Source organism: Stenotrophomonas panacihumi, from assembly GCF_001431645.1.
GTDB classification, from domain to species: Bacteria; Pseudomonadota; Gammaproteobacteria; order Xanthomonadales; family Xanthomonadaceae; genus Stenotrophomonas_A; species Stenotrophomonas_A panacihumi.
Window position 1 is genome coordinate 30,390 of record NZ_LLXU01000024.1, and the last position, 23,264, is coordinate 53,653.

Below are 23,264 nucleotides of genomic sequence, written 5' to 3' on the forward strand. Positions count from 1 at the left end.
GTGGCCGGCCCCATGACCAACATCCACAACGACAAGATCCTCATCCTCGATTTCGGTGCGCAGTACACGCAGCTGATCGCCCGCCGCATCCGCGAGCTGGGCGTTTACTGCGAGATCTGGGCATGGGACCACGATCCGGCCGAGATCGCCGCCTATGGCGCCAAGGGCATCATCCTGTCCGGCGGCCCGGAATCGACCACGCTGCCGGGCGCGCCCGCCGCGCCGCAGCAGGTCTTCGATTCGGGCCTGCCGCTGCTGGGCATCTGCTACGGCATGCAGACCATGGCCGCGCAGTTGGGCGGCGCGACCGAAGCGGCGGATCAGCGCGAGTTCGGCCACGCCGAGGTCGAGGTGGTGCACGCCGATGCGCTGTTCTCCGGCTTGAGCGATCACGGCGGCGCGCCGCGTTTGAACGTGTGGATGAGCCACGGCGACCACGTCTCCCAGGCGCCCCCGGGCTTCACCATCACCGCCGTCACCGACCGCATCCCGGTGGCCGCCTTCGCCAACGAGGACAAGCGCTGGTACGGCGTGCAGTTCCATCCGGAGGTGACCCACACGCTGCAAGGCCAGGCGCTGCTGCGTCGCTTCGTGGTGGACGTGTGCGGCTGCGCCACGCTGTGGACCGCGGCCAACATCATCGACGACCAGATCGCCCGCGTGCGCGAGCAGGTCGGCAGCGACGAGGTGATCCTCGGCCTGTCCGGCGGCGTGGATTCCTCGGTGGTCGCCGCGCTGCTGCACAAGGCGATCGGCGAGCAGCTGACCTGCGTGTTCGTCGACACCGGCCTGCTGCGCTGGCAGGAAGGCGACCAGGTGATGGCGATGTTCGCCGAGCACATGGGCGTGAAGGTCGTGCGCGTCAACGCGGCCAATCGTTATTTCAAGGCGCTGGAAGGCGTCAGCGACCCGGAAGCCAAGCGCAAGATCATCGGCAACCTGTTCGTCGAGATCTTCGAGGAAGAGTCAAACAAGCTGAAGAACGCCAAGTGGCTGGCGCAGGGCACGATCTACCCGGACGTGATCGAATCGGCCGGCAGCAAGACCGGCAAGGCGCACGTCATCAAGAGCCACCACAACGTGGGCGGCTTGCCGGAGCACATGAAGCTCGGCCTGGTCGAGCCGCTGCGCGAGCTGTTCAAGGACGAGGTGCGCCGCCTGGGTGTCGAGCTGGGCCTGCCGCGCACGATGGTGTATCGCCATCCGTTCCCGGGCCCGGGCCTGGGCGTGCGCATCCTGGGCGAAGTGAAGCCGGAGTACGCCGAACTGCTGGCGCGCGCCGATGCGATCTTCATCGACGAACTGCGCAAGGCCGACCTGTACGACAAGACCAGCCAGGCGTTCGCGGTGTTCCTGCCGGTGAAGTCGGTGGGCGTGGTGGGCGACGCGCGTGCCTACGAGTGGGTGATCGCGCTGCGCGCGGTGGAGACCATCGACTTCATGACCGCGCACTGGGCGCACCTGCCGTACGAGTTCCTGGGTACGGTGAGCAACCGCATCATCAACGAACTGCGTGGCGTGTCGCGCGTGGTGTACGACATCTCCGGCAAGCCGCCGGCGACGATCGAGTGGGAGTGAGTTGATAGGGAAGGGCGCCGTGATGGAATGACCCCGGGATGTTGGGTGGTCGGTACGTGGCTTACTTTCAAGGAATCGGGCCCGGGATGCTGGGCCCGATTTTTTTTCGCTGGAAACGGCGATGTTGCTCCTGTGCCTGACACAGCTCCGCCGATCCTATTGATCTCGTGGATGGAGGACGGTGCGCCGGCTACTGCGCCGGGAGCAAGGGTCAGGTTCGGACGCGGACATTACTCGTCACGGCGATTGACCATCGCAACGTGCGGACGAATGCCGATTAAGACCGAGATCACACCCAGAGCAAGCGACGTGGCGCCAAGGAACATGGCGACCAAAACGCCCTCGGTGTGCCGGGCGAAAAGCCATTCAAGCTTTGACCGGAGTGCTGGTAGTGCTTCACGTAATGAGGCGTTATCCGACAATGCGGCCCTGATCGGGATGTACTCCTTTACCAGGCCGTTTCCAAGGAATGGTGGATCTCCGAACAACGGCAAAGCCCAGTAGAGTGCAAGCACACCGACAATGATCTGGCAGGCGCCAACGAGCAGAAGGTAGGACGTGAGACTCTTCGACACTGTCATATCGCTCCCAATTCCTGAGTTAAGCCCACAGTGAGGCGTAACAGGACGCCGGTGACCGGCCTGGCGGCTCGATCAACCCCACGACTGCTCCCGGCCACAAGCGGGCGTTTACGCTGAGCCGCGAAGCGGGTTCGGCTTGAACGAGCTGTTAGGGAGCATCCGGCTGCGCCCCATAGAAAGAAAGCTCAATGTCGCCACCCAAATCAGCAGCCAGCTTGACGATGGCGGCGGGAAGCCGATAGGACGGCCAAGGTCGGTCCTCATTAGCAAGGTCATACAAGCCGAAATCTATGGTGACCGAAGAGAAACTAAGGCTTCTAATAAGAAGTATGTCGTCCTTGTGCTTTCGGATGAATTTGACGACTTGTGTTGATTGAGCAACCAAACCTTCAGCAGCCGACAATCTCATATTGAAGCCAGACATTTTAATGAGGCCGCGACTCTTCGGGCTGCTCGGCTCGCCTTTCCAAAATACTCGGATTGGCTTAATTGACGAGGCGGCAAGAAATTTGCGGACCTTTCTTGTCGATCCTGAAACTCGAAGTATGCATGACGGCATCTATTCCCCTAGCGCCAATTGGACTCGGTGACCGGGACATACGCATGTCCGCTACGGGTCGGGAAGCCGACGTTAGCACTCGAGCATGCGCCCGATCGATCTCGGCGTCCGCTCTACGCCAGGAGCGAGCGTGGGTCAGCCTGTCCGGCACCGCCATGGCTCGTGGAAATGGCCTGCTTGACATGCAGGCATTTACCTGCCTATAGTCCATCCCACCCACCACCGCATCGAATGGACGCCGACAAGGTTTTCAAGGCACTGGGAGATCCCACCCGCCGCCGCGTGCTGGACCTGCTGTGCGAGCGCAACGGCCAGACCCTCGGCCAGTTGTGCGAGCACCTGGACATGGCGCGGCAATCAGTGACCCAGCACATCGGGATTCTCGAAGACGCCCACCTGGTGAGCACGGTGCGCCGCGGCCGCGAGAAGCTGCATTTCATCAACCCCGTGCCGCTGCACGAGGTCTACGAACGGTGGGTGCGTAAATTCGAACAGCAGCGCCTGAGCCTGCTGCATGACCTGAAACAGGAACTCGAAGGAACGTGACCATGAACCCCGAGAAGATCAGTTTCGTCTACGTCACCTATATCCGTTCCACGCCGGAGAAGGTGTTCGACGCCATTACCCGTCCGGAGATCGCGCGCCGCTACTGGGGCCACGAGAACGTGTCCGACTGGCAGCCTGGCGCCCAATGGCAACATGTGCGCGACGACGCGCAGCGCACGGTGCAGCTCGTCGGCAAGGTGGTGGAGCATTCGCCGCCGTCGCGGCTGGTCATCACCTGGGCCAACGCATCGCAGGCGGAGGATCCGCAGGCCTACAGCCGCGTCGCCTTCGACATCGTGCCGTATGAAGACATGGTGCGGCTCACGGTCACCCACAGTGAGCTGGAAGCCGGCAGCGGCATGGCAAAGGGCATCCAGCAGGGCTGGCCGATCGTGCTGTCGAGCCTGAAGTCGCTGCTGGAAACCGGGCAGGGCATGGATGTGTTCGCCAAGCCCAAGGCCGCCTGACGCGGGAGATTGCGATGAGCACGCTCTATAGCGGCGGCTGCGCATGCGGCGCGCTGCGTTACGAGACCCCGCAGGCGCCGATCTTCCAGAACCACTGCCAGTGTCGCGATTGCCAACGACGCAGCGGCACCGGTCATGGGTCTTACCTGACCTTCGCCGGTCGCGCAGGGATGACGCTTGCCGGCGAAGCGACGTGGTGGGATGTCGCGGGCGATAGCGGCCGGATCAAGCGTCACGGTTTCTGCCCAGCCTGCGGCTGTCCGGTGTTCCTTCGCTTCGTCGCGATGCCCGATCTCATCGCGGTGCACGCGGGCAGCCTGGACATGCCGGAGCGCTTCGCGCCGCAGGTGCTGACCTACCACGCCGCCGCGCCGAGTTGGGATGCCCAGTCGGCATCGCTGACGGTGTTCGAACACATGCCGCCGGGCTGAAGCGGTCGGCCGTTTCAAGCACTCATGCACGCGTTGGCGGGGCGTGCGTGCGCGCGGCCCGCATCTCCCATAGCCCGGTCATCGCCAGCAGCACGGTGGTGAACCAGCCCAGCGTCAGCAACTCGAAACGCGACGCCCACGGCGCGATGACCACCAGCAGCAGCGCGGCAAGCAGGTGCGAGCGCGGCCACCTGCCGTACACCACGCGCTTGTACACCGCGCTGCCCAGCAGGTAGATCGCCGGCCCCGCCAGCAGCGCGCCGATTTGCCCAGCCTCCGGATGCCCATGCGGGTGCGCCAGCACGAGGTCGTTGCCGACCGCGTTGACGATGATGCCGGCCACCAGGATCGCGTGGACGTAGTGGAACTGCGCGCCCAGCCGGCCCGGGTCATCGGAATGCGTGATGCGGCGCGTCGCGGCGTCACTGGACGTACCGAAGTACAGCCACCACAAGGCGAGCGTGCCGAAGAAGGTCGCCGCCAACGCGGAGAGGACGTCCGGCCGCCACTGCGTGCTGTCGGCCAGCGTGGCGCCGCTGGCGAGCAGGGTTTCGCCCAGCGCGACGATCACGAACAGCTGGCAGCGTTCGGCCAGGTGGCCGCCTTCGATCGTCCACTCCGCGGTGCGCGAGCGTCCCAGGCCGGGCAGGGCGAAGCCGAACATCGGCGAGCCGTATTCGCACAGGATCGCCACGATCCACAGCCCCATCCGCCACGGCAGCGATGGCGCCAGCGCACCGGCGATCCAGAACACGGCCGCAATCCCCAGCCAGCCGACCATGCGGCTGTAGTTCGGGGCCAGCGCGTGCCCGCCGCGCAGCAGCCAGCGCAAGTAGACGGTGCGCCCGAACTGGATCGCCACATAGCTGCCGGCGAACACCAGCGCGCGTTCGCCGAACGCCTCGGGAATCGCCGCGGCCATCAACATGGCCAGCAGCATCATGGTGAACATCAGGCCGCGGATCGCGGGCTTGTCCGGGTCGAACCAGTTGCTCGCCCAGCAGGTGTACTGCCAGCCGAGCCAGACCGCGAACCAGACGATCAGCGTCTGCAGCGCGCCGAGCGCGTCGAGATGGTGCAGCAGCAGGTGGCTGACCTGCGTCACCGCGAACACGTAGACCAGGTCGAAGAACAGCTCGACGTAGGTCACCCGGGCATGGTGCCCGTCACGGTGGCGCAGCAGGGCGTCGGCGGGCAGCGGGGCGGGCATCCGGGTCACTCCGGCCATCGAGAAGGCCGGCCTACTCTAGCCGGACGTCGCGATTCAGTGCAGGAACGTATCGGTCAGCAGCTTGAGGTTGAGCGCGATGATCAGCGCGGCCATGCCCCACGCGATGCGCACCAGCCAGCGCGGGGCGACCAGCACGCCCATCAGCTTGCGGTCCGACACGAAGCGCACCAGCGGCACCACGGCGAACGGCAGCTGCATCGACAGGATCACCTGGCTCAGCACCAGCAGCCGCGCGGTGCCCGCATCGCCGTACAGCGCGGCCACGATGACCACCGGCACGATGGCGATGCCGCGCGTCAGCAGCCGACGCATCCACGGCTTGAGCCGCAGGTGCAGGAAGCCTTCCATCACGATCTGCCCGGCCAGCGTGGCGGTGACGGTCGAGTTGATGCCCGAGGCGAGCAGCGCGACGGCGAACAGGGTAGACGCCAGGCCGACACCGAGCATCGGGGCGAGCAGCTCGTAAGCCTGCTCGATCTCCTGCACGTCGAAGCGGCCGTTGGCATGGAAGACCGCCGCCGCCAGGATCAGGATCGCCGCGTTGATGCACAGCGCCAGCATCAGCGCGAGCGTGCTGTCGGTGACCGCCCAGCGCAGCGCCGAGCGGCGGCCTTCATCCGTGCGCGGGAAGGCGCGCGTCTGCACGATGGACGAATGCAGGTAGAGGTTGTGCGGCATCACCGTGGCGCCGAGGATGCCGATGGCGATGTACAGCGCGGTCGGGTCCGTCACCACCTGCGCGCGCGGGATGAAGCCGCCGAGTACCTCGGCCACCGGCGGGGCGGCCAGCGCGATCTGCACCGCGAAGCACGCGAAGATGATCGCCAGCAGCGCGATGACGAACGCCTCCAGCGCGCGGAAGCCGCGGTTCATCAGGAAGAGCACGAGCACCACGTCCACCGCGGTGATCACCGCACCCCACAGCAGCGGGATGCCGAACAGCAGCTTCAAGGCGATCGCGGTGCCGATCACTTCGGCCAGGTCGCAGGCGATGATCGCCGCCTCGCAGATGCCCCACAGCCCGAGATTCACCGGGCGCGAGTAGTTCGCGCGGCAGGCCTGCGCCAGGTCCAGGCCACTGCCGATGCCCAGCCGCGCCGAGAGGGCCTGCAGCACGATGGCCATCACGTTGGAGAGCAGGATCACCGAAAGCAGCAGGTAACCGAAATGCGCGCCGCCGGCGATGTCGGTGGCCCAGTTGCCCGGGTCCATGTAGCCGACCGACACCATGTAGCCCGGCCCCAGGAACGCGAACAGCCGATGCCACCAGCGCCCCCCGTTGGGCACGGGCACGCTGCGGTGCATCTCGCCCAGGCTCGGCGCGGAGGCCGGCCAACGGGTCTTCAGCGGGGTGGCGTCATGGGACATCGGGCAGCCCGGGATGGGTACGGCCGCATCATATAGCATTCGCTATATTGTTGAGCATTGGCAATTTGGATCGTCTTCATAGGCGCCGTGCCGCAAAATAGCGGGGCGGCGCATCGCCGCGCGCAGGACCGATGAATGGGCAAGACCGACAAACCCGCCGACCCCGCGCCCGCGCTGGTCGACGCGCACGTGCACCTGGACCGTTTCCGCCAGGTCCGCGAAGCGCATCGCACCGAGCTGGTGGAGGACTACGTCGAGCTGATCTCCGACCTGCTGGTCGATGGCGGCGAGGCGCGGCAGGTCGACATCGCCGCGCGCATGGGCGTGGCCCAGCCGACGGTAGCCAAGATGCTCAAGCGGCTGGTTCGCGACGGCTGGGTGGTCCAGCGCCCGTATCGCGGCGTGTTCCTCACCCCGGCCGGCGAGCAGCTGGCGGCCGAATGCCGGCAGCGCCACCAGACGGTCGAGCGCTTCCTGCTGGCGCTGGGCATCGACATCGACACCGCGCGGCGCGACGCCGAGGGCATCGAGCACCACGTGAGCGAAGCCACGCTGGCGGCGTTCGAAGCGTTCGTGCGCCGCCAGGAAGGCCAGTGAGCGCGGCGCCCGCGCCGCCGCCCGGCCCGCAGGCCGATGCCTACTGGATGGGCGAGGCCCTGGCGCTGGCCGAACGCGCGGAGCGCGAGTTCGACGAAATCCCGGTCGGCGCGATCCTGGTCGGCCCCGGCGGCGAGCGGCTGGGCGAGGGCTGGAACTACAACATCGCCAGCCACGACCCCAGCGCGCATGCCGAGATCATGGCGCTGCGCGAAGGCGGCCAGCGGCTGCGCAACCATCGCCTGGTCGGCTGCACCCTCTACGTGACCCTGGAGCCGTGCGCGATGTGCGCCATGGCGATCGTGCATGCGCGCGTGGCACGCGTGGTGTATGCCGCCCCCGACCCGAAGACCGGCGCCGCCGGCAGCGTGTTCGACCTGCTCGCCGACCCGCGCCACAACCATCGCGTGCAGGTGGACAGCGGCGTGATGGCCGAAGAAGCCAGCCGACGGCTCACCAACTACTTCCGCGCCAAGCGCGGCAAGCCGGCGCTCTGACCGCGGGCGGAAGTTGCGGGGTATGATGCAGTTCTCACTATGGGACTGCACGGAAGGGACATGGCGGCAATCACGGCGGGCAATGACCGGTTGATCTGGATCGATCTGGAGATGACCGGGCTGGATACGGATCGCGACTCCATCATCGAGATCGCCACCGTCGTCACCGACGCCCAGCTCAACGTGCTTGCCGAGGGACCCGAGTACGCCATCTCCCATCCGCTGGCCACGCTGGAAGCGATGGACGAGTGGAACCGCAACCAGCACCGCCGCTCGGGCCTGTGGCAGCGCGTGCTCGACAGCGACATCACGCTCGGCCAGGCCGAGGCGCAGACGATCGCGTTCCTGCAGCAGTGGATCGGCGCCGGTGCTTCGCCGATGTGCGGCAACTCGATCTGCCAGGACCGCCGCTTCCTGCATCGCCAGATGCCGCGCCTGGAGCGCTACTTCCACTACCGCAACCTCGACGTGTCCACGATCAAGGAACTCGCGCGCCGCTGGTCGCCGCAGGTATTGGCCGGCGTTGCCAAGACTTCGAACCACACCGCGCTGAGCGACGTGCACGATTCGATCGACGAACTGCGCCACTACCGCCGCTTCATGGGCGAACTGGCCGGCCTGCCGGGCGAGGCGTAAGCCGCGGCCATCCCACCGTCGTCGCGATGGGATGACCCGCGCGGGCGCGGCGTCAGCCGCGACCCGTTGACCCTTCAGCTGCCCTGCGGCGCGTCGCGCACCAGCGCCTTCAAGTCGATCTGCTTGCCGTCGCCGCCATGCAGGTACAGGTGCATGTCCTGCTGCGGGTAGGGGATGTTGATGCCGGCCTTGTCGAAGGCGCCCTTGATCTGCTCGAGCAGCGTCACCTTCACGCCGAACCAGTCACCGGCCTTCACGAAGCAGCGGATGCCCAGGTTCACCGAATTCGTAGCCAGCTCGTAGACCACCACGTCGGCCGCCGGCTGCTGCAGCACGCGCGGCTCGGCCTTGATCAGCCCCATCACGATCTCGCGCGCGTGCGCGATGTCGTCCTCGTAGCCGATGCCCACCACCAGTTCGACGCGGCGGTTCGGCTGCGCGGTGAGGTTGATGATCGGCGCGGCGGTGATCAGGTTGTTGGGAATGGTGAAGCGCTGCAGGTCCGCGCCGTTGAGCACGGTCTGGAAGATGCGCACCGATTCCACCGTGCCGGTTTGCCCGGCGACCGTCACCACGTCACCGACATGGAACGGCCGCAGCGTCACCAGCATCACGCCCGCGGCGATGTTGGACAGCGAATCCTTCAGCGCCAGGCCCACGGCCAGGCCGGCGGTACCCAGTACCGCGAGCAGCGGCGAGACCGGCACGCCCAGCGTGGCGATCGCCACCACCACCACGATCACCAGCGCCGCCACGTAGGCCACGTTGCGCAGGAAATTGCCCAGCATCGGGTCGGCGCCGACGCGCCCGGTGGCGATCGGCACGAGGTTGGAGACACGCTTGGCGAGCCACAGGCCGACCAGCAGCACGACCAGCGCCGCAAGCGCGGGCACGCCGTAGGTCTCCAGCAAGTGTTGCCAGTTCACGCCATGCAGCCATGAGGAGGGCGCGAGCGGTTCGAGGAAAGTCGGGGCAGCGGGGGCGGCCTGGGTCATCGTGCATGTTCTCCTGTCGCTGAAAACAGCAAGCCCCGCAGGGCGGGGCTTGCGTAAGGCCAATGTAACGGCCGATGGATCAAGGTGACGTCAGGCCGTGGCGGCTTTCAGCTTGGCCAGGCGCAGCCACGTATCGACGACGGTATCGGGATTGAGCGACACCGACTCGATGCCTTCCTGCATCAGCCATTCGGCCAGGTCCGGGTGATCGGACGGGCCCTGGCCGCAGATGCCGACGTACTTGCCCTTGGCGCGCGCGGCCTTGATCGCCATCGAGAGCAGCTTCTTCACCGCCGGGTTCCGCTCGTCGAACAGGTGCGCGACGATCGACGAATCGCGATCCAGGCCGAGCGAAAGCTGGGTGAGGTCGTTGGAGCCGATGGAGAAGCCGTCGAAGATCTCCAGGAACTCATCGGCGAGCAGCGCGTTGGACGGCACCTCGCACATCATGATGATCTTCAGGCCATTCTCGCCCTGCTTGAGGCCGTTCTTCTCCAGCACCTCCAGCACCTTGCGGCCTTCTTCCAGCGTGCGCACGAACGGGATCATCACCCAGAGGTTGTCCAGGCCCATCTCGTTGCGCACCTTCAGCACCGCGCGGCACTCCAGCGCGAACGCGGCCGAGAACGACGGGTCGACGTAACGGCTGGCGCCGCGGAAGCCGATCATCGGGTTCTCTTCATGCGGCTCGTAGCGGTTGCCACCGACCAGGTTGGCGTATTCGTTGGACTTGAAGTCCGACAGGCGCACGATCACGGTGTTCGGCGCCACCGAGGCGGTCAGCGTGGCGATGCCCTCGGCCAGGCGGTTGACGTAGAAATCCACCGGGTCGCCGTAGCCGGCGATCTTCGCGTCGATCTTCTTCTTCGTCTCGGCGTCCTGCTTGTCATATTCCAGCAGCGCGTTCGGATGGATGCCGATGTGGCTGGCGATGATCATCTCCAGGCGCGCCAGGCCGATGCCGGCGTTGGGCAGCTGGCCGAAATCGAACGCGCGTTCCGGGTTGGCGACATTCATCATGATCTTCAGCGGCGCCGGCGGCATGTTGCCCAGGTCCGTGGTGGTGCGCTCGAAGTCCAGCTTGCCGGCGTAGATGTAGCCGGTATCGCCTTCGGCGCAGCTCACGGTGACCTCGGTGCCGTCCTTGATCAGCTCCAGCGCGTTGCCGGTGCCGACCACGGCGGGCACGCCGAGCTCGCGCGCGATGATCGCCGCGTGGCAGGTGCGGCCGCCGCGGTTGGTGACGATGGCGCTGGCGCGCTTCATCACCGGCTCCCAGTCCGGGTCGGTCATGTCGGCCACGAGCACGTCGCCCGGCTGCACGCGGCTCATGTCATCGAGCGAACGCACCACGCGGGCCACGCCGGCGCCGATCTTCTGGCCGATGGCGCGGCCTTCGGACAGCACCTCGCCGCGCTGCGAGAGCGCGTAGCGCTCGATCTGCGTGGCATGGCTGCGCGACTTCACCGTTTCCGGGCGCGCCTGCACGATGAACAGCTTGCCGCTGACACCGTCCTTGGCCCACTCGATGTCCATCGGGCGGCCGTAGTGCTTTTCGATCACCAGCGACTGCTTGGCCAGTTCCTGCACGTCGGCGTCGCTGATGGAGAACTTGCCGCGCAGCTCGACCGGCGTGTCCTCGGTGCGCACGCGCTCGCCCGGCTTGTCCGAATACACCATGCGCAGGGCCTTGCTGCCGAGCGTGCGACGCAGGATCGCCGGCTTGCCGGCCTGCAGGGTGGGCTTGTAGACATAGAATTCGTCCGGGTTCACCGCGCCCTGCACGACCATCTCGCCCAGGCCCAGGCTGGCGGTGACGAACACCACGTCGCGGAAGCCGGACTCGGTGTCCAGGGTGAACAGCACACCGGAGGCGCCGACGTCCGAACGCACCATCAGCTGCACGCCGGCCGAGAGGAACACGTCCTCGTGCTTGAAGCCGTGGTGCACGCGGTAGGCGATGGCGCGGTCGTTGTAGAGGCTGGCGAAGACTTCCTTGACCTTGTGCACGACATCGTCGGCGCCGGTCACGTTGAGGAAGGTTTCCTGCTGGCCGGCGAAGGAGGCATCCGGCAGGTCCTCGGCGGTGGCCGAGGAGCGCACGGCCACGGCCACTTCACCGCCGCCGTTCTCGGCGCACAGCTTGGCGTAGGCGTCGCGGATGTCCTTGTCCAGGTCCGGCTGCAGCGGCGCGTCGATGACCCAGCCGCGGATCTCGCGGCCCGCCACGGTGAGGGCGTTGACGTCTTCCACGTCCAGCGTGGCCAGCTTGTCGAAGATGCGCTTGGAGAGGTCGTTGTGCGCGATGAAGGCCTTGAAGGCCTGCGCGGTGGTGGCGTAACCGCCCGGGACGGAGACGCCCAGGCCGGCGAGGTTGCCGATCATTTCGCCCAGCGAAGAGTTCTTGCCACCCACGCGGGCCAGGTCGGCCAGGCGCAGCTCATGCAACCACAGGATATTCTCGTTCAAGCGCGATGCTCCGTATGGCCATCGCCCGAGCGGGCTGCATGGCCGCGTCCGTAGGAAGAAGCCACTATGATGCAGTGCGCAAGCAATCCCGCACAAGGTTGCAGATTTGCGATAAACCCGTTCCATACCCGCGAGTGAAGCCCATGTCCACGTCCCGGCCGGTGTTCTATGTGTCCGATGGAACCGGTATCACCGCTGAAACCATTGGGCATAGCCTGCTCACGCAGTTCACCGGTTTCAGCTTCGTCACCGACCGTCTTTCGTTCATCGACGATCCAGACAAGGCGCGCGAGGCCTGCCAGCGGATCGTGACCGCCGGTGAGCGCTACCAGGTGCGCCCGATCGTGGTGAACTCCTGCGTGGACCCGCAGCTGAGCCTGATCCTGGCCGAGAGCGGGGCGTTGATGCTGGACGTGTTCGCGCCCTTCATCGAGCCGCTGGAGCGCGAGCTCAACAGCCCGCGCCATTCGCGCGTGGGCCGTGCGCACGGCATGGTCGATTTCGAGACCTACCACCGCCGCATCAACGCGATGAACTTCGCGCTCAGCCACGACGACGGCGTGGCGCTGGATTACGACGAGGCCGATGTGATCCTGGTGGCGGTGTCGCGCGCCGGCAAGACGCCGACGTGCATCTACCTGGCGCTGCATTACGGGGTGAAGGCGGCGAACTACCCGCTCACCGACGAGGACCTGGAATCGGACCGCCTGCCGCCGCGGCTGCGCGCGTACCGGCGCAAGCTGTTCGGCCTGACCATCGACCCGGAGCGCCTGCAGCAGATCCGCCAGGAGCGCCGCCCGAACTCGCGCTATTGCGCGCCGGAGACCTGCCGGCGCGAAGTGGCCGCCGCCGAGCAGATGTTCCAGATGGAGCGGATCCCCACGCTGAGCACCACGCATACCTCCATCGAGGAGATTTCCAGCAAGGTGCTGACGACCTTCGGCCTGCAGCGCGAAATGTTCTAGCGCGGGCCGGGCGGGGAGGGCGTCGGGGAGCCTTCAAGATAGGGTCGCGGCGGCCGCTTTTCAATGCTGCCGCTGTTGCGGCGCAGCGTGTAGGATCGGCCCCATGCAGCACGTCCATGCCCGCCACGAACGCATCCCCCGGCTGAGCCGTTTCGGCTGGCTGATGGGCCTGTATGCGGAGAACTACGTCCACCTGACCCGGCTGTTCGCCCCGGCCGACCTGGCCACCGGCAGCTACCTCTCCAGCGTCGGCGACGGCCTGGACCTGCGCCTGGAAGTGCTCGAGCGCCACCCCTACACGGTGGAGATGCGGCTGACCTACGACCTGTGCGACCCGGTCACCGGCGAGCCGGACCCTTCGGCGTACGTGCGCGTGTACCGCGACGCCCGCCAGGCCGAGACCACGCATTGCTATGTCGGCCGCCGCTGGCAGGACGTCATGGGCCTGTACCCGCCGCCGGACGAGCTCATCAACCACCGCATGCGGATGAACACCTTCCTCGGCAAGTGGCTGGAATACCTGGCCGAACGCGGCCACGGCGTGGCGCGCCTGCGCCCGGTCGAACCGGGCCTGGCCGCGCTGCAGGCCGGCTGAGCCACCCCGGCGCGGCGCCGGCCCGGCGGCTTGGGTCATACTGCCGCCCTTTCGCCTGTTCGACCGCCCATGCCTTACACCCCCATCGTCGCCACCCTCGGCTATGTGCTGTCCGCCGATGGCCGCCAGGTCCTGATGATCCACCGCAACGCCCGCCCCGGTGACCACCACCTGGGCAAGTACAACGGCCTGGGCGGGAAGGTCGAGCCGGAAGAGGACGTCATGGCCGGCATGCGCCGCGAGCTGCGCGAGGAGGCCGGCATCGAGTGCGAGTCGATGCAGCTGCGCGGCACGGTGAGCTGGCCGGGCTTCGGCAAGCACGGCGAGGATTGGCTGGGCTTCGTGTTCGTGATCGACCGCTACCGCGGCGACACCCTGGCCTCCAATCCGGAAGGCACCCTGGAATGGGTGCCGCTGGACCGCCTGCACGAGCTGCCGATGTGGGAAGGCGACCGCCACTTCCTGCCGCTGGTGTTCGATGGCGACCCGCGTCCGTTCCACGGGGTGATGCCGTATCGCGATGGCCGCATGCAGTCCTGGTCGTTCTCGCGCTGAGCGCGGGCGGCGGGCGCCGGACGACGCGCCCCGCGGGTTTTGTCAACCGTTCAGACTATCCACATGGGATGTGGACAACTGTTTGGATAATCGCCGGCAGCCCCCGGCCCGCCTGGCTGTCAAGTAGCTTGGCGAATAATTGGCCACGCTTTTTTCACTTTTTTTCACGTCATTGCGCGGTCCATCCGCCGTCGATCGCCAGCGTCTGCCCGGTGATGTTGCGGGCCGACGGCGAGGACAGGAACGCGATGGTCCCGGCCAGTTCGTCGTACTCGATGAAGCGCCCCTTCGGCATCGGCGCCAGCATCACCTTGTCGACCACCTCCGCTTCCGGGATGCCGCGCGACTTGGCCTGGTCGGCGATCTGCCTGTCCACCAGCGGCGTCTTGACGTAGCTGGGGCACAGCGTGTTGATGGTGATGTCGTCGTGCGCGGTCTCCAGCGCCAGCACCTTGGAGAAACCGACCAGGCCGTGCTTGGCCGCCACGTAGGCGCTCTTGTAGGGGCTGGCCACCAGCGAATGGATGCTGCCGATGTTGACGATGCGCCCGAAGCCGCGCTCGCGCATGCCCGGCAGCACCGCCCGGGTGAGCCGCGCCACGCCGGTGAGCATCACCTGCACGAGCAGGTCCCAGCGCTCCATCGGGAAGGTTTCCAGCGGCGAGACATATTGCAGCCCGGCGTTGTTGACCAGCACGTCGGGCCCGCGCGCGAGCCGGCCGAGTGCCTCGGCCACGCTGGCCTCGGAAGTGACGTCCAGCGCCAGCGCCTGGGCCGAGCCGCCGTCGGCGCGGATCGCCGCGGCGACCGCCTCTGCGGCGGCGAGATCCAGGTCGCTGGCGATGATGTGGCGGCCGGTGCCGGCCAGCTCGGCGGCGATGCCCGCGCCGATGCCGCTGCCGGCGCCGGTGATCAGGACGTGGTGCATGCGGGTCTCCTGTAGGGGAAGGGCTGGGGAGGGGAAGGGGAGAGCCGTCGCCGCGGCGCGCCGGTCGCGCTAACCTGTGCATCGGCCTCCGTCCCGAGTTTGCATGAAACGCCATTTCTCGATGTTGCGCGACTTCCAGCTGGCCGACTGGTTCACCCTGGCCAACGCGTTCTGCGGCACCGGCGCGATCTTCGCGGCGATGCGCTTCCTGCAGGACGGGCATCGCGGCGACCTGCTGTTCGGCATGGCGCTGATCCCGCTGGCCTTCATCTTCGACGCGCTCGACGGCCGCGTGGCCCGCTGGCGCAAATCCTCTTCCACGCTGGGCCGCGAGCTGGACTCGCTGGCCGATGTCATCTCCTTCGGCGTGGCCCCGGCCGCGCTGGGCTACGCCTGCGGCCTGCAGGGCGGCTGGGACTGGCTGGTGCTGAGCTACTTCGTGTGCTGCGGCGTGAGCCGCCTGGCGCGCTACAACGTCACCGCGGTGGAACTCTCCGGCGAGGACGACAAGGTCAAGTACTTCGAGGGCACGCCGATCCCGACCAGCCTGCTGCTGGTGATCGTGCTGGTGGTGGCCGCCGCCAGCGGCCGCATCGGCGATGCGCTGTGGTGGGGCGAATGGCGCCTGGGGCCGTGGCTGCTGCACCCGCTGGTGCTGCTGTACGCCCTCTCCGGCTCGCTGATGATCAGCAAGACCCTGCACATTCCCAAGCCGTGACGCGTGCGGCACGATGACCGCCACGCGACGAGGAGAACCGCATGACCGCCCACGGTGACGATCCCACCCGCGATGCCGAGGCGCAGGCGCGCCGCTACTGGGAGGCGTGGCAGCAGGCCATGCAGCACGGTGCGGCCGCGCCCGTCGGCGGCAGTGCCGCGCCTGCCGGGGAAGACCCGGCGGCCGCCGGCTGGTCGCAGGCGCTGGGCTGGTGGCGCACGCTGCTGGGCGAAGGCGTCCCGGCCGACGCCCAGGGGCCGGTGGACCGCGCCAGCCAGCAGGCCGGCGATTGGCTCGGGATGATGCGCGACGTCGCCGCGCGTTTCGCCGGCCGCGACACCAGCAGTGCCGAAGTGGCCGGCGCGTGGCGCGAAGCCGTGCAAGGCCAGGGCGACGACATGCTGCAGTGGGTGCTGGGCGCAATGCGCGGCGGCACCGCCGGCGGCTTCGACCCGTGGCTGCAGCAGGCCGCGCAGACGCTGGAGCAGTGGCGCCGCGACAGCGCGCCGTGGCTGGACATGCCGGCGATGGGACTGGGCCGCAACCACCAGTCGCGCTGGCAGGCGCTGGTGCGGCTGCAGCAGGACTACCAGGCGCAGTCGCAGGCGTACCTGCAGCAGCTGCGTGCCGCGCTGGAGCAGGCGTTCGACCGCTTCGAAGCCAAGCTGGCCGAGCACGAGCAGCTCGGCAGCCAGCTCACCAGCGCGCGGGCGATGTTCGACCTGTGGATCGAGGCGGCCGAGGAGGCCTACAACGCGATCGCGCTGTCGGACGAGTTCCGCGAGATCTACGGCGCGTTCGCCAATGCGCACATGCGCCTGCGTGGCGCGTTGCAGGAAGAGGTGGAGCAGATCGCCAGCCAGTACGGCATGCCGACCCGCTCGGAGATGGATGCCGCGCACAAGCGCATCGCCGAACTGGAGCGCACGGTGCGCCGGCTGGTCGCGGCGATGGGCGAGGGCGCCTCGCGCGCCGCGCCGACGCGCGCGGAGTCGGTGAGGAAGCCTGCATCGCCGGCGCCCACGAAGAAGGCGCCTGCGAAGAAGGCCGCCGTCAAGAAGGCCGCCGCCAAGAAGGCCGCCGCCAAGAAGGCGCCCGCGAAGAAAGCACCCGCGAAGAAGGCACCCGCGAAGAAGGCACCCGCCAAAGCAGCCGCCCGCAAATCCGCGCCGGCGAAGAGGACGCGTCGATGAAAGGCCCGCTGGGTTTCAGCGCCGACGACCTGCTGCAGGAAAGCCTCGCCTTCCAGCGCAAGCTCGCCGAGGGCCTGAAGGTGTTGCCGGGCGTGGAGGCGGTGGACTACGGCGCCACCGCGCGCCAGGAAGTGTGGCGCGACGGCCGCGTGGTGCTCTACCGCTTCGTCGGCGACAAGCCGCCGACCGCGCGCGTGCCGCTGCTGATCGTCTACGCGCTGGTCAACCGCCCGTACATGGTGGACCTGCAGGCCGACCGCTCGCTGGTGCGCGGCCTGCTCGCGCAGGGCGAGGACGTCTACGTGCTCGACTGGGGCTACCCGGATCGCTCCGAGCGCTACCTCACGCTGGAGGACTACCTGCTGCGCTTCCTCGACGGCGCCGTGGACGCGCTGCGGCGCGAGGCCGGCGTGCCGGCCATCGACGTGCTCGGCGTGTGCCAGGGCGGCACGTTCTCGCTGTGCTACGCCGCGCTGCGTCCGCACAAGCTGCGCAACCTGGTGACCATGGTGACGCCGGTGGATTTCCACACCCCGGACAACATGCTCTCCAGCTGGGCACGCACGCTGGACGTGGACCTGCTGGTGGACACCGTCGGCAACATCCCCGCCGACCTGATGAATGCCAGTTACCTGATGCTCAAGCCGTTCCGGCTCAACCTGCAGAAGTACGTCGGGCTGCTCGACATCCTCGACGACAAGCAGGCGCTGGAAGATTTCCTGCGCATGGAAAAGTGGATCTTCGATTCACCGGACCTGGCCGGCGAGGCGTTCCGCGAGTTCGTCAAGCAGTTCTACCAGCGCAACGGGCTGGTGGAGGGCGGCATCGAGATCGGCGGCGAAGCGGTGGACCTGGCGGCGGTGGACATGCCGCTGCTCAACATCTACGCCGAGCAGGACCACCTCGTCCCGCCGGCGGCCTCGCGTGCCCTGGCCGGACGCACCGGCAGCCAGGATTACAGCGAACTGGGTTTTCGCGGCGGGCACATCGGCATCTACGTCTCCGGCCGCGCGCAGCGCGAAGTGCCGGTGGCGATCCATCGCTGGCTGCGCGAGCGCGATGCGGGCTGAAGCGCTCGCGCTCTTCCTGCTGCTGGGCGGCATCGCCCCCGTGGCCGCGGCAGCCCCTGCCGATGCCGATGCCGGCATCCACGCACTGATCGACGCACTGGCCACTTCGCCGTGCAAGTTCCAGCGCAACGGCAGCTGGTACGACGGCGCACGCGCCGCCGCCCACCTGCAGCGCAAGTACGACTACCTGCGACAGCGCGACCAGGCCGGTACGCCGGAGCAGTTCATCGAGCGCGCGGCCAGCCGCAGCAGCGTCAGCGGGCGCGCCTATCGCGTCGCCTGCCCGGGGCAACCCGAACAAGACGCCGCCGCGTGGTTCCAGCAGCAACTGCAGGCTCAGCGCCGTCACCGCGCGGGCACCTGAAGCCGGCTATATTGGCGGCATCCCGATCCAGGAGCCGTTGCATGAGCACCCCGCCGCGCACGCTGTCCCGTTCGCTCAACGACCGCATGATCGCCGGCGTCATCGGCGGCATCGCGCATCGTTTCGGCTGGAGCTCGACCCTGCTGCGGGTGATCTACGTGATCGTCTCGATCGCCTCGGCCGCTTTCCCGGGCCTGCTGGTCTACCTGCTGCTGTGGCTGCTGATCCCCAACGAGGCCGATTGACCGCGCGGCTCGCCCTGCCGGCGCTGCGCCTCGCGCAGCTGCTTGGCATGGCGTGGACGCTGCCCAATACGCTGGTCGGCCTGTCCGCCGGCCTGGCCGGGATGGCCGCCGGCGCCCGCCCGCGCTGGCACGCGCGTGAACTGGCGCTGGTCGTCGAACACTGGCCCTGGGGGCCGGGCGGGGCGATGACGCTGGGCAACGTGATCCTGCTCAAGGGCGAATCGCTGGACGTGGCCTGCTTCACCTACGAGCACCAGGCCGGCCGCGAGCATCACCCGCCGGTGCGGCTGGGCGACCACGAGCGCGCGCACGTCTACCAGTACCTGCTGCTCGGCCCGCTGTTCCTGCCGGTATACCTGCTGTGCGGCGGCATCAGCGTGCGCAACCCGTTCGAGCGCGCCGCCGACCACTACGCGCTGCACGGGCACGGCTGGTTCCCGTGGCGGCGCCGCGCTCAGTCGAGCCGGCCGAAGCCGAACAGCGCCGCCAACGGGTGAGCGCGGCGCTCGATCACCGCCCGCAGCAATCCCGCGCCGAGCATGCTGTAGGTGATGCCGTTGCCACCGTAGGCCATCGCGAATAGCACGCGCGCGCCGTGTTCGGCATGCGCGCCGAAGAAGGGCAGGCCGTCGGCGGTCTCGGCAAACGTGCCGCCCCACGCGAACACCGGGCGCAGCCGCAGGTCCGGCATGGCGCGGGCGATCTTGCGCTGGAGGGTGTTCGCCTTGGCGAGCACGCGACGGTCGCGGCGGGCGGGCAGGTCGATATCGTCGTCCTCGCCGCCGGCGATCACCCGACCATCCGCGGTGCCACGCAGGTAAAGGTAGGGGCGGGCGGTCTCCCACATCATCGTGTGGCGTAGCGCGCCGGCTTCCTCGTCGCGCAGCGGGTCGGTGACGAAGGCGTAGCTGCTGCGGTTGCGCGCCACGCGCTGGCGCAGCCATTGCTGCCCCGCGTAGCCGGCGGCCACCACCACATGGCCCGCCCGCACCTGCGCGCCGTCTTCGGTGCGCAGCACCACGCCGCGGGTGGTGGGGGCGACGTCCACCACCGCGGTGCGGTCGTGCACCGCCGCGCCGGCGCGCTGGCAGGCCATGAGCAGGCGGTAGGTCATGCGGTAGGGGTCCACCCGCGCCGCCTGCCGGCTGAGCAGGGCCCCGGGCGCGCGCACGCCGTAGTCCTGCCATAGCGCCGCGGACTCCAGCCACTCGAGTTCCAGGCCGATGTCGCGGCGGGCGCGCAGTTCCTCGCGCAAGGCCGGCAGGTCGCGGCGGCGGCTGGCGTAGTAGAGGCTGTCGTTGCGTCGGAAATCCACCTGGCCGAGCGTGCGGGCGCGTTCGTGCAGCAGGTCGATGGCTTCGGCGCAGGCCAGGTAGGCGAGGCCGGCTTTTTCCTTGCCGTAGCGTCGCGCCAGATCCACCAGCGGCGTATCGATCTCGTATTGCAGCAGGGCCGTGCTGGCCGAGGTGCTGCCCCAGCCGATTTCGCGCTGCTCCAGCACCGCCACCTCGTGCCCGTGCGCGACCAGTTCGTCGGCGATCAGCGCCCCGGTGATGCCCCCGCCGATCACCGCCACGTCGCAGCGGATGTCTTCTTCCAGCCGCGGGAACGCATGCATCAACCCGTTGCGGATCGACCAGAAGGGATAGCCGCTTTTGAGATCCATGCCTCACCGCTGTCGGAAACGAACCGGTGATCTAGCGAGCAGCGAGTTAAGAAATAGTGAGTTGCGGAGCCTTCATGTGAAGTCATCGAACCGCAAACAGCTGGCGTTAACTTGGGTGAGAAGGCCCTAACACGCACCTGCGTAAGCTGCGCGCCGGTTCAAGCATCACGCAACAAGGTGAAACATGTCGATCCTCCTCTATGTCGGTGGCAGCAAGGATGGCGAGAAGGGCCTGGTGCCCTACGGCTTCAGCCGCTCGATGGCGATGACCGAGGAAGGCCCGGAGTTCTACGTGGAACGCACGCTGTCGCTGGAGCGCGTCGGGAAGGTGCGGGTCATGGCGTTGGAATCGCTGCAGGACACCTGGGTGGCCGAGCGCCTGGCCGACCACTACGCCCGGGCCTGAAACGCACCGCGCCCGGGCCGGTGCTGTCAACGGGTTTCCGTGCCGGGCGGGCGCTGCCAGAATGCCGCCTCCCGTTGCCGCCGCAGTACCGTTGACCGCATGCACGACGTCAAGTCCGATTCCCGGCTCGCCCAGCAGATCGCCCAGACCATCGCCGACGAGATCGGCGCCCAGACCGCCCAGGCCCGCGCGGCCATCGCGTTGCTCGACGAAGGCGCCAGCGTTCCCTTCATCGCGCGCTACCGCAAGGAAGTCACCGGCGGGCTGGACGACACGCAGCTGCGCAACCTGGAAGTGCGCCTGACCTACCTGCGCGAACTGGAAGAGCGCCGCGCCGCGGTGCTGTCCAGCATCGAGGAGCAGGGCAAGCTCAGCGACGAACTCCGCGCGGAGATCGTGGCCGCCGATACCAAATCGCGCCTGGAAGACCTCTACCTGCCGTACAAGCCCAAGCGCCGTACGCGCGCGCAGATCGCCCGCGAGGCGGGGCTGGAGCCGCTGGCCGACGGCCTGCTGGGTGATCCTTCGCAGGTGCCGGAGGCCTTCGCCGCCGGTTTCGTCGATGCGGAGAAGGGCGTGGCCGACACCAAGGCCGCGCTGGAAGGCGCCCGCGCGATCCTGATGGAGCGCTGGGGCGAGGACGCCAAGCTGGTCGGCGAACTGCGCCAGTGGCTGGGTGAGCACGGTGTCATCCGTGCGCGCGTGGCCGAAGGCAAGGAAGAAGCCGGCGCCAAGTACCGCGATTATTTCGAGCACGCCGAATCGCTGGCGAAGATTCCCTCGCACCGCCTGCTGGCGTTGTTCCGCGCGCGCCGCGAGGAAATCCTGTTCCTGGACCTGGACCCCGGCAACGAAGCCGAGCCGGGTCACCAGTATTGCGAGGGTCGCGTCGCCCTGGCCGCCGGCGTCGCCGACAAGGGCCGCGCCGCCGATGCGTGGCTGCTCACCGCCTGCCGCCTGACCTGGCGCGCCAAGCTGCACATGCACCTGCTGCTGGACCTGTTCAACCAGGCCCGCGAGAAGGCCGAGGCCGAGGCCATCGCCGTGTTCGGCGACAACCTCAAGGACCTGCTGCTGGCGGCTCCGGCCGGCCCGAAGACCGTGCTCGGCCTGGACCCGGGCATCCGCACCGGCTGCAAGGTGGCGGTGGTCGATGCAACCGGCAAGCTGGTGGCGACCGACACCATCTACCCGCACGAACCCAAGCGGCAGTGGGACCAGTCGCTGGCGGTCCTGCGCAAGCTGTGCATGCAGCACAACGTGGAGCTGATCGCCATCGGCAACGGCACCGCCAGCCGCGAGACCGACAAGCTGGCCGGCGAGGCCATCAAGGCGATGCCCGAGGCCAAGGTGCAGAAGATCGTGGTGAGCGAGGCGGGCGCGTCGGTGTATTCGGCGTCCGAATTCGCAGCCAGGGAATTCCCGAACCTGGACGTCTCGCTGCGTGGCGCGGTGTCCATCGCGCGGCGCCTGCAGGACCCGCTGGCTGAACTGGTGAAGATCGAGCCCAAGGCGATCGGCGTGGGCCAGTACCAGCACGACGTGGACCAGTTCCGCCTGGCGCGCGCGCTCGATGCGAAGGTGGAGGACTGCGTGAACGCGGTCGGCGTGTACGTCAACACCGCCTCGGCCGCGCTGCTGTCGCGCGTGTCGGGTCTCTCGTCCACGGTGGCCGAGAACATCGTGCGCCATCGCGACGACAACGGCCCGTTCAAGCGCCGCAAGGACTTGCTGAAGGTCGCGCGCCTGGGCGACAAGACCTTCGAACAGTGCGCCGGCTTCCTGCGCATCGCCGATGGCGACGAGCCGCTGGACGTCTCGGCCGTGCACCCGGAGGCCTACCCGGTGGTGGAGCGCATCGTCGAGGCGACCGGCAAGCCGATCAAAGCGCTGCTCGGCGATGGCAGTTTCCTGCGCGGCCTGCGCGCCGAGCAGTACACCGACGAACAGTTCGGCGTGCCGACCGTGCGCGACATCCTCAAGGAGCTGGAAAAGCCCGGCCGCGACCCGCGCCCGGAGTTCAAGGCCGCGCGCTTCGCCGAAGGCGTGGAGGAGATCAAGGACCTGCGCCCGGGCATGGTGCTGGAGGGCGTGGTGAGCAACGTGGCCGCGTTCGGTGCGTTCGTGGACATCGGCGTGCACCAGGACGGCCTGATCCACATCTCCGCGCTGTCCGACACCTACGTCAAGGACCCGCGCGACGTGGTCAAGGCCGGCGACATCGTCAAGGTGAAGGTGCTGGAGGTGGACGTGGCGCGCAAGCGCATCGCGCTGACCCGTCGCCTGGAGGATGCGCCGGCACCGGCCGCGCGTGATATGCGCACGGCGCAGCCGGGCGGGCGTGATGTCGGACGTGGCCCGGGTGGCCGGGGTCCGAATGGCGGCGGTGGGCAGGGCAAGCCGCGCCAGGTGAGCGCGCCGCCGCCGGCGAACAGCGCGTTGGCCGACGCCTTCGCGCGCGCACGCAAGAACTGAGGTACGGGTTAAAGCGTTCACCACGAAGGGGCTGCGGCCCCTTCGTGCTTTCCGGGGAGTCGCCTCGGGAAGCCAGTAAAACTACGCAGACACGGGCAGTGCTTTTTCCGACGCTTCGCAGCGACCCGG

At 67.9% G+C, this 23,264-nt stretch carries 26 protein-coding genes; 18 read left to right on the top strand and 8 right to left on the bottom strand.

The genetic code is table 11. The features are described from left to right. The first annotated feature begins 12 nt into the window (after positions 1 to 12). The gene (guaA, locus tag ARC20_RS01145) at positions 13 to 1,578 is read left to right on the top strand and encodes a glutamine-hydrolyzing GMP synthase (RefSeq protein WP_057643060.1); all 1,566 of its coding nucleotides are present in this window, start codon (positions 13 to 15) and stop codon (positions 1,576 to 1,578) included. 230 nt (positions 1,579 to 1,808) lie between these two features. On the opposite strand, the gene ARC20_RS01150 is transcribed toward guaA, so the two are convergent. Together ARC20_RS01150 and ARC20_RS18105 are read right to left on the bottom strand one after the other, a co-directional pair. Then, complete coding sequence (locus ARC20_RS01150; protein ID WP_146165800.1) at positions 1,809 to 2,153, bottom strand: hypothetical protein; 345 nt, start codon at positions 2,151 to 2,153, stop codon at positions 1,809 to 1,811. Positions 2,154 to 2,307: 154 nt separating this feature from the next. Beyond that, positions 2,308 to 2,583 carry a hypothetical protein gene (locus ARC20_RS18105; RefSeq protein WP_146165799.1) on the bottom strand — a complete coding sequence of 92 codons (276 nt, stop codon included), beginning with the start codon at positions 2,581 to 2,583 and terminating at the stop codon, positions 2,308 to 2,310. A 366-nt stretch (positions 2,584 to 2,949) separates the two neighbouring features. Between ARC20_RS18105 and ARC20_RS01155 the strand changes: the two genes are divergently transcribed. The 3 genes from ARC20_RS01155 to ARC20_RS01165 are packed head-to-tail and all read left to right on the top strand — an operon-like array spanning position 2,950 to position 4,162. Continuing rightward, on the top strand, positions 2,950 to 3,264 hold the full coding sequence (locus ARC20_RS01155) for an ArsR/SmtB family transcription factor (protein ID WP_057643064.1): 315 nt from the start codon (positions 2,950 to 2,952) through the stop codon (positions 3,262 to 3,264). Positions 3,265 to 3,266: 2 nt separating this feature from the next. Continuing rightward, the gene (locus ARC20_RS01160; protein ID WP_057643068.1) at positions 3,267 to 3,731 is read left to right on the top strand and encodes an SRPBCC family protein; all 465 of its coding nucleotides are present in this window, start codon (positions 3,267 to 3,269) and stop codon (positions 3,729 to 3,731) included. 14 nt (positions 3,732 to 3,745) lie between these two features. Beyond that, positions 3,746 to 4,162, top strand: coding sequence for a GFA family protein (locus ARC20_RS01165; protein ID WP_057643070.1), 417 nt, complete (start codon positions 3,746 to 3,748; stop codon positions 4,160 to 4,162). A gap of 22 nt (positions 4,163 to 4,184) precedes the next feature. Here ARC20_RS01165 and ARC20_RS01170 read toward each other — a convergent pair whose 3' ends face one another. Together ARC20_RS01170 and ARC20_RS01175 are read right to left on the bottom strand one after the other, a co-directional pair. Next, complete coding sequence (locus ARC20_RS01170; RefSeq protein ID WP_108143326.1) at positions 4,185 to 5,372, bottom strand: low temperature requirement protein A; 1,188 nt, start codon at positions 5,370 to 5,372, stop codon at positions 4,185 to 4,187. Positions 5,373 to 5,426: 54 nt separating this feature from the next. After that, complete coding sequence (locus ARC20_RS01175; protein ID WP_057643075.1) at positions 5,427 to 6,761, bottom strand: Nramp family divalent metal transporter; 1,335 nt, start codon at positions 6,759 to 6,761, stop codon at positions 5,427 to 5,429. A 135-nt stretch (positions 6,762 to 6,896) separates the two neighbouring features. Between ARC20_RS01175 and mntR the strand changes: the two genes are divergently transcribed. From mntR to orn, 3 genes are read left to right on the top strand one after another with little or no spacing between them, the layout of a single operon-like run. Beyond that, positions 6,897 to 7,358, top strand: coding sequence for a manganese-binding transcriptional regulator MntR (mntR, locus tag ARC20_RS01180; protein WP_057643083.1), 462 nt, complete (start codon positions 6,897 to 6,899; stop codon positions 7,356 to 7,358). A 47-nt stretch (positions 7,359 to 7,405) separates the two neighbouring features. Next, positions 7,406 to 7,855, top strand: a complete 450-nt coding sequence (tadA, locus tag ARC20_RS01185) for a tRNA adenosine(34) deaminase TadA (RefSeq protein ID WP_057643200.1) — start codon at positions 7,406 to 7,408, stop codon at positions 7,853 to 7,855. A gap of 60 nt (positions 7,856 to 7,915) precedes the next feature. Beyond that, positions 7,916 to 8,491, top strand: a complete 576-nt coding sequence (orn, locus tag ARC20_RS01190; RefSeq protein WP_057643089.1) for an oligoribonuclease — start codon at positions 7,916 to 7,918, stop codon at positions 8,489 to 8,491. 74 nt (positions 8,492 to 8,565) lie between these two features. On the opposite strand, the gene ARC20_RS01195 is transcribed toward orn, so the two are convergent. Together ARC20_RS01195 and ppsA are read right to left on the bottom strand one after the other, a co-directional pair. After that, positions 8,566 to 9,486 carry a mechanosensitive ion channel family protein gene (locus ARC20_RS01195; protein ID WP_057643092.1) on the bottom strand — a complete coding sequence of 307 codons (921 nt, stop codon included), beginning with the start codon at positions 9,484 to 9,486 and terminating at the stop codon, positions 8,566 to 8,568. A gap of 90 nt (positions 9,487 to 9,576) precedes the next feature. Next, positions 9,577 to 11,955 (bottom strand): phosphoenolpyruvate synthase, encoded by a 2,379-nt coding sequence (gene ppsA / locus ARC20_RS01200; protein WP_057643095.1) that lies wholly within the window; start codon positions 11,953 to 11,955, stop codon positions 9,577 to 9,579. Positions 11,956 to 12,098: 143 nt separating this feature from the next. On the opposite strand from ppsA, the gene ppsR reads away from it, so the two are divergent. From ppsR to ARC20_RS01215, 3 genes are all read left to right on the top strand, one after another. After that, positions 12,099 to 12,920, top strand: coding sequence for a posphoenolpyruvate synthetase regulatory kinase/phosphorylase PpsR (ppsR, locus tag ARC20_RS01205; protein ID WP_057643099.1), 822 nt, complete (start codon positions 12,099 to 12,101; stop codon positions 12,918 to 12,920). Between the two features lie 103 nt (positions 12,921 to 13,023). After that, positions 13,024 to 13,515: a DUF1249 domain-containing protein gene (locus tag ARC20_RS01210; RefSeq protein WP_057643103.1), complete on the top strand. Its 492-nt coding sequence runs from the start codon at positions 13,024 to 13,026 to the stop codon at positions 13,513 to 13,515. Between the two features lie 69 nt (positions 13,516 to 13,584). Continuing rightward, positions 13,585 to 14,070, top strand: a complete 486-nt coding sequence (locus ARC20_RS01215) for an NUDIX hydrolase (protein ID WP_057643107.1) — start codon at positions 13,585 to 13,587, stop codon at positions 14,068 to 14,070. A 169-nt stretch (positions 14,071 to 14,239) separates the two neighbouring features. On the opposite strand, the gene ARC20_RS01220 is transcribed toward ARC20_RS01215, so the two are convergent. Beyond that, the gene (locus ARC20_RS01220) at positions 14,240 to 14,998 is read right to left on the bottom strand and encodes a 3-hydroxybutyrate dehydrogenase (RefSeq protein ID WP_057643113.1); all 759 of its coding nucleotides are present in this window, start codon (positions 14,996 to 14,998) and stop codon (positions 14,240 to 14,242) included. A gap of 103 nt (positions 14,999 to 15,101) precedes the next feature. Here ARC20_RS01220 and ARC20_RS01225 point away from each other — a divergent pair, with 103 nt between their 5' ends. The 6 genes from ARC20_RS01225 to ARC20_RS01250 are packed head-to-tail and all read left to right on the top strand — an operon-like array spanning position 15,102 to position 19,085. Further along, a complete protein-coding gene (locus tag ARC20_RS01225; RefSeq protein ID WP_057643117.1) occupies positions 15,102 to 15,716 on the top strand; it encodes a CDP-alcohol phosphatidyltransferase family protein in 615 nt (204 codons plus the stop codon). 41 nt (positions 15,717 to 15,757) lie between these two features. After that, positions 15,758 to 16,909 carry a class III poly(R)-hydroxyalkanoic acid synthase subunit PhaE gene (gene phaE, locus ARC20_RS01230; protein WP_057643119.1) on the top strand — a complete coding sequence of 384 codons (1,152 nt, stop codon included), beginning with the start codon at positions 15,758 to 15,760 and terminating at the stop codon, positions 16,907 to 16,909. After that, positions 16,906 to 17,979, top strand: coding sequence for a class III poly(R)-hydroxyalkanoic acid synthase subunit PhaC (locus ARC20_RS01235; RefSeq protein WP_057643121.1), 1,074 nt, complete (start codon positions 16,906 to 16,908; stop codon positions 17,977 to 17,979). Before phaE ends, ARC20_RS01235 begins: the two co-directional genes overlap by 4 nt. After that, entirely contained in the window at positions 17,969 to 18,343 is a 375-nt protein-coding gene (locus tag ARC20_RS01240; protein ID WP_057643125.1) for a DUF5329 family protein, read from the top strand. The genes ARC20_RS01235 and ARC20_RS01240 overlap by 11 nt, the downstream gene beginning before the upstream one ends. 41 nt (positions 18,344 to 18,384) lie before the next feature. Continuing rightward, positions 18,385 to 18,588, top strand: coding sequence for a PspC domain-containing protein (locus ARC20_RS01245; RefSeq protein ID WP_057643127.1), 204 nt, complete (start codon positions 18,385 to 18,387; stop codon positions 18,586 to 18,588). Positions 18,589 to 18,635: 47 nt separating this feature from the next. Beyond that, the gene (locus tag ARC20_RS01250; protein ID WP_057643201.1) at positions 18,636 to 19,085 is read left to right on the top strand and encodes a hypothetical protein; all 450 of its coding nucleotides are present in this window, start codon (positions 18,636 to 18,638) and stop codon (positions 19,083 to 19,085) included. On the opposite strand, the gene ARC20_RS01255 is transcribed toward ARC20_RS01250, so the two are convergent. After that, the gene (locus ARC20_RS01255) at positions 19,043 to 20,254 is read right to left on the bottom strand and encodes an NAD(P)/FAD-dependent oxidoreductase (RefSeq protein ID WP_057643130.1); all 1,212 of its coding nucleotides are present in this window, start codon (positions 20,252 to 20,254) and stop codon (positions 19,043 to 19,045) included. The genes ARC20_RS01250 and ARC20_RS01255 overlap by 43 nt on opposite strands. A gap of 184 nt (positions 20,255 to 20,438) precedes the next feature. Between ARC20_RS01255 and ARC20_RS01260 the strand changes: the two genes are divergently transcribed. Both ARC20_RS01260 and ARC20_RS01265 read left to right on the top strand, forming a co-directional pair. Next, positions 20,439 to 20,660: a hypothetical protein gene (locus tag ARC20_RS01260; RefSeq protein ID WP_057643134.1), complete on the top strand. Its 222-nt coding sequence runs from the start codon at positions 20,439 to 20,441 to the stop codon at positions 20,658 to 20,660. A 99-nt stretch (positions 20,661 to 20,759) separates the two neighbouring features. Continuing rightward, positions 20,760 to 23,135 carry a Tex family protein gene (locus tag ARC20_RS01265; protein WP_057643137.1) on the top strand — a complete coding sequence of 792 codons (2,376 nt, stop codon included), beginning with the start codon at positions 20,760 to 20,762 and terminating at the stop codon, positions 23,133 to 23,135. Positions 23,136 to 23,264: the final 129 nt, after the last annotated feature.

Excerpts from the sequence above, each read along its gene's own strand:
- ARC20_RS01265 (WP_057643137.1), top strand. The coding sequence starts at position 20,760 with ATGCACGACGTCAAGTCCGATTCCCGGCTCGCCCAGCAGATCGCCCAG.
- ppsR (WP_057643099.1), top strand. The coding sequence starts at position 12,099 with ATGTCCACGTCCCGGCCGGTGTTCTATGTGTCCGATGGAACCGGTATC.
- ARC20_RS01260 (WP_057643134.1), top strand. The coding sequence starts at position 20,439 with ATGTCGATCCTCCTCTATGTCGGTGGCAGCAAGGATGGCGAGAAGGGC.
- phaE (WP_057643119.1), top strand. The coding sequence starts at position 15,758 with ATGACCGCCCACGGTGACGATCCCACCCGCGATGCCGAGGCGCAGGCG.
- ARC20_RS01160 (WP_057643068.1), top strand. The coding sequence starts at position 3,267 with ATGAACCCCGAGAAGATCAGTTTCGTCTACGTCACCTATATCCGTTCC.
- orn (WP_057643089.1), top strand. The coding sequence starts at position 7,916 with ATGGCGGCAATCACGGCGGGCAATGACCGGTTGATCTGGATCGATCTG.
- ARC20_RS01225 (WP_057643117.1), top strand. The coding sequence starts at position 15,102 with ATGAAACGCCATTTCTCGATGTTGCGCGACTTCCAGCTGGCCGACTGG.
- ARC20_RS01165 (WP_057643070.1), top strand. The coding sequence starts at position 3,746 with ATGAGCACGCTCTATAGCGGCGGCTGCGCATGCGGCGCGCTGCGTTAC.
- guaA (WP_057643060.1), top strand. The coding sequence starts at position 13 with ATGACCAACATCCACAACGACAAGATCCTCATCCTCGATTTCGGTGCG.
- ARC20_RS01195 (WP_057643092.1), bottom strand. The coding sequence starts at position 9,486 with ATGACCCAGGCCGCCCCCGCTGCCCCGACTTTCCTCGAACCGCTCGCG.
- ARC20_RS01220 (WP_057643113.1), bottom strand. The coding sequence starts at position 14,998 with ATGCACCACGTCCTGATCACCGGCGCCGGCAGCGGCATCGGCGCGGGC.
- ARC20_RS01255 (WP_057643130.1), bottom strand. The coding sequence starts at position 20,254 with ATGGATCTCAAAAGCGGCTATCCCTTCTGGTCGATCCGCAACGGGTTG.
- ARC20_RS01240 (WP_057643125.1), top strand. The coding sequence starts at position 17,969 with ATGCGGGCTGAAGCGCTCGCGCTCTTCCTGCTGCTGGGCGGCATCGCC.
- ARC20_RS18105 (WP_146165799.1), bottom strand. The coding sequence starts at position 2,583 with ATGTCTGGCTTCAATATGAGATTGTCGGCTGCTGAAGGTTTGGTTGCT.
- ARC20_RS01170 (WP_108143326.1), bottom strand. The coding sequence starts at position 5,372 with ATGCCCGCCCCGCTGCCCGCCGACGCCCTGCTGCGCCACCGTGACGGG.
- mntR (WP_057643083.1), top strand. The coding sequence starts at position 6,897 with ATGGGCAAGACCGACAAACCCGCCGACCCCGCGCCCGCGCTGGTCGAC.
- ARC20_RS01210 (WP_057643103.1), top strand. The coding sequence starts at position 13,024 with ATGCAGCACGTCCATGCCCGCCACGAACGCATCCCCCGGCTGAGCCGT.
- ARC20_RS01175 (WP_057643075.1), bottom strand. The coding sequence starts at position 6,761 with ATGTCCCATGACGCCACCCCGCTGAAGACCCGTTGGCCGGCCTCCGCG.
- ARC20_RS01245 (WP_057643127.1), top strand. The coding sequence starts at position 18,385 with ATGAGCACCCCGCCGCGCACGCTGTCCCGTTCGCTCAACGACCGCATG.
- tadA (WP_057643200.1), top strand. The coding sequence starts at position 7,406 with ATGGGCGAGGCCCTGGCGCTGGCCGAACGCGCGGAGCGCGAGTTCGAC.
- ARC20_RS01235 (WP_057643121.1), top strand. The coding sequence starts at position 16,906 with ATGAAAGGCCCGCTGGGTTTCAGCGCCGACGACCTGCTGCAGGAAAGC.
- ARC20_RS01215 (WP_057643107.1), top strand. The coding sequence starts at position 13,585 with ATGCCTTACACCCCCATCGTCGCCACCCTCGGCTATGTGCTGTCCGCC.
- ARC20_RS01155 (WP_057643064.1), top strand. The coding sequence starts at position 2,950 with ATGGACGCCGACAAGGTTTTCAAGGCACTGGGAGATCCCACCCGCCGC.
- ARC20_RS01250 (WP_057643201.1), top strand. The coding sequence starts at position 18,636 with ATGGCGTGGACGCTGCCCAATACGCTGGTCGGCCTGTCCGCCGGCCTG.